Source organism: Kaistella sp. (assembly GCF_049588135.1).
Classification (GTDB): Bacteria; Bacteroidota; Bacteroidia; order Flavobacteriales; family Weeksellaceae; genus Kaistella.
The window spans coordinates 1-9,431 of record NZ_JBAVFG010000111.1 but is presented as its reverse complement, the minus strand read 5'-3'; the positions used below and the strand labels follow the sequence as shown (position 1 = coordinate 9,431).

Here is a 9,431-nt window from a genome sequence, read left to right as displayed (position 1 = left end):
GATTACAAGATATTCCTACAAGCGGATATAAGGTTTTCATCGAAAAATTTTGCAGTTAATACTTTTAAAAAATAAAAAAATCCCGATTCAAATGAATGAATCGGGATTTTCTATTTTGATAAACTTTGAAAACTATGTCAAAGTTTGGAACTTTGACAAAGTAGAAAAATCTTATGCCTGTACGTTGTTTTGTCCTAATACGAAAGGCTCAACTTCTTTGATTTCGCCAAATTGTTGTTCGTAGTTGGTGATATTTTGTTGCAATGCTGCCATTACTCTTTTTGCGTGTAGTGGAGCCAAGATTACTCTTGATCTTACGTTAGCCTGCTGAACTCCTGGCATCATTTGGATGAAATCTACCACGAATTCTGAAGGGGAATGATTTACTAAAGCTAAGTTACAGTAAACTCCTCCTGCAACCATTTCGCTTAATTGAATGTTAATGTTGTTTGGATCTTGATTTTGGTTTTGATTGTTGTCCATTTTAAGTTTTATATTTTAAGTTAAAAATTATAGACTACGAATATAATTATTTAAAATTGATATCCGTAATCTATAATTAAAATATTTAGTTGATGTCTTCGAATTCTTTTTTAGAACCCACGATCACGTTTTGATAGTCTTTCAGACCTGTACCTGCAGGGATTCTGTGTCCTACAATTACGTTTTCTTTCAGACCGCTCAGGTAATCTACTTTTCCTGAAACTGCTGCTTCGTTCAATACTTTCGTCGTTTCCTGGAAAGAGGCTGCAGACATGAATGATTTGGTTTGTAGGGCCGCTCTTGTAATCCCTTGCAATACTGGTGTTGCAGTTGCAGGAAGTGCATCACGAACTTCTACTAAGGCCAGATCTTCACGTTTCAGTTTAGAGTTTTCGTCTCTTAGATCTTTGGTAGTAATCATTTGACCTGGTTTGAATTCTTTTGAATCTCCGGCTTCTGTAACTACTTTCAGACCGAACACTCTGTTGTTTTCTAATAAGAAATCATATTTGTGTTCCAGTGCTCCTTCTAAGAATTGAGTATCTCCACCATCTACGATTGAAACTTTGGTCATCATCTGACGAACAATAATCTCGAAGTGTTTATCATCGATTTTCACCCCTTGTAGACGATATACTTCCTGAATTTCATTGACCAAATATTCCTGTACGGCAGTTGGTCCTTTAATTTTCAAGATGTCATCTGGTGTAGTTGATCCATTAGATAATGGTGATCCAGCTCTTACAAAGTCATTTTCCTGAACCAAAATCTGGTTGGATAATTTCACTAAATATTTAGTGATTTCTCCAGTTTTTGCTTCTACGATGAGCTCACGGTTCCCTCTTTTGATTTTACCGTAAGATACTACTCCGTCGATTTCTGTAACTACTGCTGGGTTTGAAGGATTTCTCGCTTCGAACAATTCGGTAACTCTCGGTAGACCCCCTGTAATATCTCCAGATTTTGCAGATTTTCTTGGGATCTTGATCATTACTTTACCAGACTTAATTTTCTCACCATCGTTGACCATGATGTGTGCTCCTACCGGTAAGTTGTATGCTTTTTGCTCCACTCCTTTAGAATCCACCACTTTCAAGGTTGGTACTGCTTTCTTGTTTCTAGATTCAGAAATTACTTTCTCTTCGAAACCAGTCTGCTCATCAATCTCTAGTGAGAATGAAACCCCTTGGATAATATCTTCATATTCAATCTTACCTGCAGATTCAGCGATGATTACCGCATTATACGGATCCCACTTACAGATTAGATCTCCTTTTAATACTTTATCACCTGGCTTAACGGCTAATTCAGATCCATAAGGAATATTCGCAACCATTAACGGCGTTCTTGCAGCATTGTCTGCTACCAAACGGAATTCTGTTGAACGGGAAACTACGATTTCTGCTTTTTTACCGGCTTCGTTTTCTGAAGTAACTGTTCTAATTTCATCCATTTCTACGATACCATCTCTTCTGGCAACAATCGATGGATTTTCTGAGATATTTCCTGCAGTTCCCCCTTGGTGGAAGGTTCTCAATGTTAACTGAGTTCCTGGCTCACCAATGGATTGTGCTGCGATAACTCCTACTGCTTCACCCATATGAATAGGTTTACCAGTTGCTAAGTTTCTACCGTAACAAGCTGCACAGATTCCTTTTTTCGCTTCACAAGTTAATGGCGAACGAACTTCTACACTATCAATTCCGGCTGCTTCAATTGCTTTGGCATAAGCCTCATTGATCAATATATCTGCTTCAACGATAATTTCATCGGTTTCTGGATCGTACACATTATGTAAAGAAACTCTACCTAATACTCTTTCAGAAATACGTTCAACGATTTCGTCATTTTTCTTAAGTGGTGTAATTTCTGTTCCTCTTAAAGTTCCACAGTCGTTTTCAGTAATGATCACATCTTGTGCAACGTCCACCAATCTTCTGGTCAAATAACCGGCATCGGCAGTTTTTAGTGCGGTATCCGCAAGACCTTTACGAGCACCGTGAGTAGAGATAAAGTATTCTAAAATAGAAAGCCCTTCTTTAAAGTTCGCTACAATCGGGTTTTCAATAATCTCGGCTCCAGATGAACCGGCTTTTTGCGGTTTTGCCATCAATCCCCTCATTCCTGAAAGCTGACGGATCTGTTCTTTGGAACCCCTTGCTCCAGAATCAAGCATCATATAAACAGAATTGAATCCACCTTGGTCGACTTTCATTCTACTCATAATCATTTCTGTTAATCCTGCGTTGGTGTTCGTCCAAACGTCAATTACCTGGTTGTAACGCTCTGTATCGGTAATTAATCCCATGTTATAGTTCGCCTTGATTTCATCTACTGTTTCTACAGCAGTTGCAATCATGGTTTTCTTTTCTGCAGGAATTACGATATCTCCTAAGCTAAACGAAAGTCCACCTCGGAATGCATGAGAATAACCTAAGTCTTTCATATCATCCAAGAATTTAACAGTCGTTGGGAAGTCGGTATCAGCTAAAATTCTACCAATAACATTTCTCAGTGATTTTTTGGTTAAAAGTTCATTAACGTAACCTACTCCTTCTGGAACAATTTGGTTGAATAAAACTCTACCAACGGTTGTCTCAACAAGTCGAGTTACTAATGCTCCTTCTTCTTTCATCGGCACTCTACATCTCACTTTTGCATTCAAAGAAACTTGTCCTTCTGCATAAGCGATTTCTACTTCTTGTGCTGAATAGAAAGCCAAACCTTCACCTTGAACTTTCATATCATCTGTTGACGATAATTCTTTGGTCATATAATAGAGACCCAAAACCATATCCTGAGAAGGTACAGTAATCGGAGAACCATTTGCAGGGTTCAAGATATTCTGGGAACCCAACATTAGAAGTTGTGCTTCTAAAATTGCTTCAGGACCCAAAGGTAAATGCACTGCCATCTGGTCACCATCGAAATCCGCATTAAATGCCGTGGTACACAATGGGTGAAGTTGGATTGCTTTTCCTTCGATCAATTTCGGTTGGAACGCTTGGATTCCTAATCTGTGAAGGGTAGGTGCTCTGTTCAAAAGTACAGGGTGACCTTTAATGATTCCTTCTAAGATGTCATATACAACAGGTTCTTTTCTGTCGATAATTCTTTTGGCTGATTTTACGGTTTTTACAATTCCTCTTTCGATCAGTTTTCTGATGATGAACGGTTTGTAAAGTTCCGCTGCCATATCTTTAGGAATACCACATTCGTGCAATTGTAAGTTTGGACCTACGACGATTACGGAACGAGCAGAATAATCTACACGTTTTCCTAGTAAGTTTTGACGGAAACGACCTTGTTTACCTTTCAATGAATCTGAAAGTGATTTCAGTGGTCTGTTAGATTCCGATTTTACAGCAGAAGATTTTCTGGTATTATCGAATAATGAATCTACAGATTCCTGTAACATTCTTTTTTCGTTTCTAAGGATTACTTCTGGAGCTTTAATTTCCAAAAGTCTTTTCAAACGATTATTTCTAATAATTACTCTTCGGTAAAGGTCATTTAAATCTGAAGTCGCAAAACGACCACCATCCAATGGAACCAAAGGTCTCAATTCTGGTGGAATTACAGGAAGCACTCTCATAATCATCCATTCAGGACGGTTGATCATTCTGGTGTTTGCTCCTCTAATTGCTTCTACAACGTTTAGTCTTTTAAGCGCTTCTGTTCTTCTTTGTTTTGAAGATTCGTTGTGCGCTTTGTGGCGCAAGTCGAATGACAAAGTATCTAAATCGATTCTGCTTAATAATTGCTCCACCGCTTCAGCACCCATTTTGGCGATGAATTTGTTCGGATCAGCATCATCAAGATATTGGTTTTCAACAGGAAGTGTTTCCAGAACATCTAGATACTCTTCTTCTGTTAAAAATTCTTTATCATCGAAATCAGCACCATCAGCTCTTTTAGCCATCCCTTGCTGAATTACGACATATCTTTCATAATAAATGATCATGTCTAATTTCTTAGACGGTAATCCTAAAAGATAACCGATTTTATTTGGCAAAGAACGGAAGTACCAGATATGAGCCACAGGAACAACCAAGCCAATATGCCCGATTCTTTCTCTACGTACTTTTTTCTCGGTAACTTCTACTCCACAACGGTCACAAACGATTCCTTTGTATCGGATTCTTTTGTATTTTCCACACGCACATTCGTAATCCTTTACAGGACCGAATATTTTTTCACAGAAAAGACCATCTCTTTCCGGCTTGTGCGTACGGTAGTTAATTGTTTCGGGCTTTAAAACTTCACCTCGTGAATCCTGTAAAATAGATTCCGGTGAAGAAAGACCAATTGTAATTTTACTAAAATTACTTGTTTTATTTTTGTTTGACATTTGTTTTTAAATTTGAGATTTAAGATTTGAGATTTGAGATTAATGAATCTCCAAAAATTTATTTTGAATTTTATAAAACCTGCGGACAGAATTTCAAATTTCAAATAAATTGATTTCAAATCGAATTTATTCCTCAAGTCTTACATCAAGACCAAGACCTTTCAACTCATGAAGCAATACGTTGAAAGATTCTGGAATACCTGGTTCAGGCATTGCTTCTCCTTTTGCAATCGCTTCGTAAGTTTTTGCTCTACCAATCACGTCATCTGACTTCACGGTCAAGATTTCTCTAAGGATATTTGAAGCACCAAATGCCTCCAATGCCCAAACCTCCATCTCTCCGAATCTTTGTCCACCAAACTGTGCTTTACCTCCTAATGGCTGTTGCGTAATCAATGAATAAGGTCCGATTGAACGTGCGTGCATTTTATCATCTACCATGTGACCAAGTTTCAACATGTAAATAATTCCAACCGTTGCTGGCTGTGCGAATCTTTCACCTGTTCCACCGTCAAATAAGTAAGTGCTACCATATTTTGGTAAACCTGCTTGTTCTGTATATTCTGTAATCTGCTCTAAACTTGCACCGTCGAAAATTGGAGTTGCGAATTTCAATCCTAATTTTTGTCCAGCCCAACCTAAAACGGTTTCGTAAATCTGACCGATATTCATACGGGAAGGTACACCAAGTGGATTCAATACGATATCTACCGGAGTTCCGTCTTCTAAGAACGGCATGTCTTCTTCACGAACAATTCTTGATACGATCCCTTTGTTACCGTGACGTCCCGCCATTTTATCACCTACGTTCAGTTTACGTTTTTTAGCAACATAAACTTTCGCTAATTTGATGATTCCTGCAGGAAGTTCGTCTCCGATTGAGATTGCAAATTTCTCACGATTTTTCACTCCATTCAGATCATTATATTTGATCTTGTAGTTGTGAATCAATTGTTTAACCAATTCATTACGTTCAGCATCAACGGTCCAGTCAGCACCACTTACGTTTACATAATCTTCAACAGATTGAAGAAGTTTGGTGGTAAACTTCACGCCTTTTCCGATGATTTCTTCAGCCAAGTCGTTATTCACTCCTTGCGAAGTTTTTCCGTTTACTAAAGTTCCTAATTTTTCAAGAAGTGTTCCTCTTAATTCGTCGAATTTCGCTTTGTACGTGTTTTCGATTTCCTCCAGTTTCAATTTCTCTTCGGATCTTTTCTTTTTGTCTTTGATGTTTCTTGAGAATAATTTCTTGTTAATAACAACTCCTCTTAATGAAGAGTCTGCTTTTAACGAAGCATCTTTTACATCTCCGGCTTTGTCACCGAAGATTGCTCTCAATAATTTTTCTTCCGGCGTTGGATCAGATTCTCCTTTTGGCGTAATCTTACCAATCATGATATCACCAGGCTTCACATCAGCACCGATTCTAATCATACCGTTTTCGTCCAGGTCTTTGGTTGCTTCTTCAGAAACGTTAGGAATATCTGCAGTCAATTCTTCCATACCTAATTTGGTATCACGAACTTCCAGCGTATATTCATCAACGTGAATTGAAGTAAACCAGTCCTCACGGACTACTTTTTCGTTAATTACGATCGCATCCTCAAAGTTGTACCCTTTCCATGGCATAAATGCTACAGTAAGGTTTCTACCGATTGCCAATTCACCATTTTCAGTTGCATAACCGTCGCAAAGAACCTGACCTAATTCTACTTTGTCACCTACTCTTACGTTTGGTCTCAAAGTAATCGTCGTACTCTGGTTGGTTTTACGGAATTTGGTTAATTTATACGTTTTCGTACCTGAATCAAATGAAACCAAATTTTGGTCATCTGTTCTGTCATATTTAATGGTGATTTTATCAGCATCAACATATTCTACGATTCCAGTTCCTTCAGCATTAATCAAAACTCTGGAGTCAGACGCAACTTGTTTTTCTAAACCTGTACCTACGATCGGTGCTTCCGGTTTCAATAATGGAACAGCCTGACGCATCATATTCGATCCCATCAATGCACGGTTAGCATCATCATGCTCCAGGAAAGGAATCAATGAAGCAGAAATACCGGAAATCTGATTTGGCGCAACATCAATTAAATCTACCTGATGAGGCTCCACAACCGGATAATCACCATCCAAACGAGCGATAACTCTGTCTGTAAGAATGGTACCATCGTCCTTCATTTCAATATTTGCCTGAGCAATCGTTCTGTCTTCTTCATCTTCAGCATTCAAATAAATTTGAGCACCTTTCAAGTCAACTTTACCGTTCTCTACTTTTCTGTATGGAGTTTCGATGAAACCTAAAGTATTGATTTTTGCATAAATTCCTAAAGAAGAAATCAAACCAATGTTTGGTCCCTCCGGAGTTTCAATCGGACAAATACGACCGTAGTGCGTATGGTGAACGTCACGTACCTCGAAACCTGCTCTCTCTCTTGATAAACCACCAGGTCCCAGGGCAGAAAGTCTACGCTTGTGCGTGATTTCTGATAGCGGGTTGGTTTGGTCCATGAACTGAGACAACTGGTTGGTTCCGAAGAACGAGTTGATTACCGAGGTTAAAGTTTTCGCATTAACCAAGTCAATCGGCGTAAAGATTTCGTTATCTCTAACGTTCATACGCTCACGGATTGTTCTGGCAATTCTGGAAAGACCTACACCGAACTGTCCTGACAATTGCTCACCAACAGTTTTAATTCTTCTGTTTGACAAGTGGTCAATATCATCAACTTCCGCTTTAGAATTTACCAACTGGATCAAATGTCTTACGATCGCGATGATATCATCTTTGGTTAAAACTTCAGTTTTTTCAGGAATATTTAATCCTAATTTTTTGTTCAGTCGGTAACGGCCAACTTCTCCTAATGAATACCGTTGCTCAGAGAAGAATAATTTTTCAATAATTCCACGTGCAGTTTCTTCATCGGGCGGATCTGCGTTACGCAACTGACGGTAAATATACTCTACCGCTTCTTTTTCGGAGTTGGTAGGGTCTTTTTGTAAGGTATTCTGGATGATCGAGAATTCATTAGCATTTTCCTTGTGAATCAAAATTGATTTCACACCGGAATCGATAATCATATCAACATGCTCTTTTTCTAGAACAGTTTCTCTATCCAGGATGATTTCATTTCTTTCGATAGAAACTACTTCACCAGTATCCTCATCAACGAAATCTTCGAACCAGGTGTTCAAAACTCTCGCTGCAAGAACTCTTCCTTCTACTTTTTTCAAAGCTGCTTTAGAAACTTTCACTTCTTCAGCAAGGTCGAAAATTTGTAAGATGTCTTTATCAGATTCGTATCCGATAGCTCTTAACAAAGTTGTTAATGGTAATTTTTTCTTACGGTCGATATACGCGAACATTACATTATTAATGTCGGTTGTAAATTCCATCCAAGATCCTTTAAAAGGAATAATACGGGAATAATACAATTTGGTTCCGTTGGCGTGATACGTTTGACCAAAGAAAACCCCTGGTGAACGGTGTAACTGGGTTACGATAACACGCTCAGCACCATTAATAATAAATGATCCAGACGGCGTCATATAAGGAACTGGTCCTAAATAAACATCCTGTACTACGGTTTGGAAATCTTCGTGTTCCGGGTCGGTACAATACAATTTAAGTCTGGCTTTAAGAGGAACCGAATAGGTTAAACCTCTTTCTACACACTCGTCTCTCGAGTATCGAGGTGAATCTACCAAATAATCCAAAAACTCTAAAACGAAATTGTTTCTAGAATCGGTAATTGGGAAATTCTCTTCAAAGGTTTTGTACAAAGATTCTTTGAGTCTCTGCTCCGGAAGGGTATCCAACTGGAAAAATTCTTTGAAAGATTGGATCTGAATGTCCAAAAAGTCAGGAGTAACAATTTTCCCTTTTGCTTCGGAAAAATTGATTCTTTCATTGGCCTGAGTTTTAGCGACTGCTTTAGATTTACTCATAAAAAAATTAAAGAATGAGGGTTAAAAAATATTTTGTTTTATAAAATATCAGGTCTAAATACGACACGAAAAGATTCGAGATTTGAGATGGGCTCAATAAGAAAACGATATAGAAAACTTTGGCGCAGTTATCTGAGTAATTCTTATTAAAAGTCTCTGATCTATAATCTATCAGTCTTTTATCTAAAACCTAACTGCAACATCGGTATATCTTTTCACGACGTAGTGCAAAATATTTTCACTGTAATTTTGGCGGGAACTTTTGTTTGATGTACTTATAAACACAAAACCCCTTTCAATAAATGAAAGAGTTGATATTCAATATTTTAAAGTCAAGTAAACAATGATATGCGCCAAAATTGGATGCAAAGTTACATATAAAATTTGGAATCAACAAATAAAAAAGCCACTCCGCAGAGTGACTTAAATGATTGACCGGTCGTTTTTTAGGGTTTCCAGAAAGACCATTTTGAGCCATTATAAACGGCAAATCTTTTTATAGCAGGCCTATTAACACAAACCACCATTCCTGATGAAAGACTCGGAATATTATTAATAGTAGAAATCATTGGCAAAACCATCGCTTTTCAAAAAAAAAAAAACACTTATAAATATTTTAGCGATAATTGATCGATGTTTTTTC

General features: G+C 37.9%; 3 protein-coding genes. All 3 read right to left on the bottom strand.

The annotated features are described in order from the left end of the window. Nucleotides 1-171: 171 nt before the first annotated feature. Complete coding sequence (locus tag WBY99_RS06330) at nt 172-483, bottom strand: DUF3467 domain-containing protein (protein WP_193810855.1); 312 nt, start codon at nt 481-483, stop codon at nt 172-174. A gap of 85 nt (nt 484-568) precedes the next feature. Then, a complete protein-coding gene (rpoC, locus tag WBY99_RS06325) occupies nt 569-4,834 on the bottom strand; it encodes a DNA-directed RNA polymerase subunit beta' (RefSeq protein ID WP_423975487.1) in 4,266 nt (1,421 codons plus the stop codon). Between the two features lie 126 nt (nt 4,835-4,960). Then, the gene (gene rpoB, locus WBY99_RS06320; protein ID WP_423975486.1) at nt 4,961-8,788 is read right to left on the bottom strand and encodes a DNA-directed RNA polymerase subunit beta; all 3,828 of its coding nucleotides are present in this window, start codon (nt 8,786-8,788) and stop codon (nt 4,961-4,963) included. Nucleotides 8,789-9,431 lie beyond the last annotated feature (643 nt).

What these genes read in the sequence shown, in the direction of transcription:
- WBY99_RS06330 (WP_193810855.1), bottom strand. Translation starts at nt 483, where the DNA reads ATGGACAACAATCAAAACCAAAATCAAGATCCAAACAACATTAACATT.
- rpoC (WP_423975487.1), bottom strand. Translation starts at nt 4,834, where the DNA reads ATGTCAAACAAAAATAAAACAAGTAATTTTAGTAAAATTACAATTGGT.
- rpoB (WP_423975486.1), bottom strand. Translation starts at nt 8,788, where the DNA reads ATGAGTAAATCTAAAGCAGTCGCTAAAACTCAGGCCAATGAAAGAATC.